1 protein-coding gene is annotated in these 1,654 nt (G+C 39.8%); it reads right to left on the reverse strand.

What is annotated here, in order from left to right:
- Window positions 1–28: 28 nt before the first annotated feature.
- Window positions 29–1,549: an IS1634 family transposase gene (locus MMU05_RS22970; RefSeq protein WP_241143996.1), complete on the reverse strand. Its 1,521-nt coding sequence runs from the start codon at window positions 1,547–1,549 to the stop codon at window positions 29–31.
- Window positions 1,550–1,654 lie beyond the last annotated feature (105 nt).

The raw sequence follows: 1,654 nt of genomic DNA on the forward strand, positions 1-1,654 counted from the left end.
TCCTGTTTTGTGCGATGGGACACCCAAGCTAATTTTTCATGATAGCTGATATTAGTTCCTGTTGTTCCTGAGTTGGTTTGAGTGGTACTGTTGTATAGGTTTTAGAATCAGGAAGGAATACCCTTATCTGATACATGTTTTTGGTAAGCTCGATAGCTCTGTTTGCAGAAAATGATACTTTTCGGTTTTTGAGAAGTCTTTCCAGTTCTTTGAATACAGCATAAGACACAAAACAGATACAGATATGTGTTTGTATTCTTTCCGGTATTCGGTGGTAGATTGGCCGTATTCTGATGTCTGTCTTGCTGATCCGGAAAGCCTTTTCTATTTGCCACAAGTTCCCGTATGCAGCAATAACCTCCTTGGATTTCATATCAGTATTTGTAAGATATCCTTTCAGTCCATCCCATCTGGCATCCAGTTGATATTTGGTATAATCGATAGCTACTTTGATTTCTGATTCAAGTTTGAGGTACTTGTTATATCCCCTGTTATTGATACTGCTTTTGTCGATTTTCCCATTTTTTACCTTTTTCTCGAGCTTTTCAAGCCCCTTTTTCCTGTTGTGGGCATCTTTCTTCAATCTCTTTTCAGAAAAGCTTACAACCAGTCTATAACCGTCTTTTTTCACTTCTCCGGGATTGTCTTCGGTTATTTCCAGTTTCTGGATTGCATCTTTGATCTCTTTGCTTTCGTTCCTGATTTTACCGCCCAGTACAAACCTGTAACCGTGACTGATGAGTGCTTTGATATTGGCGCTGGACAGTAGGCCTGCATCTGCAATTACTATAGGTTTACCGATGGAAAACTTCTTTTGGATATTTTCCAGAACAGGTATCAGGGTATATCCCTCATACGTACTGCCTTCAAAAATATCATATCCAAGCGGGTAGCCCTGCGGACCGACCAACAGCCCCAGTTTGATCTGGGGGTGCTGATGCTTGCCATCTTTTGAATAACCGATTTTCCGCAGATCATCTTCATCCGGAGCCTCAAAGTATAATGTGGTCACGTCATAGAACACAATGCCGATATGCCCTCCCAGAATCTTCTCAAAGTGATTGAATGTTATTCTCTCTACATCCTCTTTGAACTCTTTATGGATCTTATCCATATACCGATAGATGGAATAAACACTGACTTCCTTGTTTTTGAATCTGGACAGGTAATCAACTGTTTTTAACTTGGAGCCGGGATAAACCAGTCTGGACATAACCAAGTCCCTAAATAGATCATCGATTCCGATCTTATGATAACCCATTGACTCATAAATTCTTCCTAGTATGTAGTCCGGACCTACTAATTCAATCTCGTTGTTGACCACATTCGAGAGAATGGATTTTAAGCTGCTGTCCCGGTCATTTGAAAACAGAAAAGTCTGACCTTGTATTCTCTCAATCTCAAGCTTGGCCTGACGTTCAAGAATATCCAATTCCGTTTCATCAAAGGAACTTCCGATTGACTTGACCACTTTATTGATCCTGCCAACTTTCTGGATAATCTGAACACTGAAACTACCACTTGAATTCTTCTTCCGTCTCACAAACATGATCTAAAAATAGACCGAGACACCCAAAATCACAAAATCAAGACAAATAAATAGCTATATTTCAACTACTTAATTTACACCTAAAACATACCCGCACAAAACAGG

It is taken from the genome of Cognataquiflexum rubidum (assembly GCF_022538115.1).
GTDB lineage: Bacteria > Bacteroidota > Bacteroidia > Cytophagales > Cyclobacteriaceae > Cognataquiflexum > Cognataquiflexum rubidum.

Coding starts and splice junctions, on each gene's coding strand:
- MMU05_RS22970 (WP_241143996.1), bottom strand. CDS start 1,549: ATGTTTGTGAGACGGAAGAAGAATTCAAGTGGTAGTTTCAGTGTTCAG.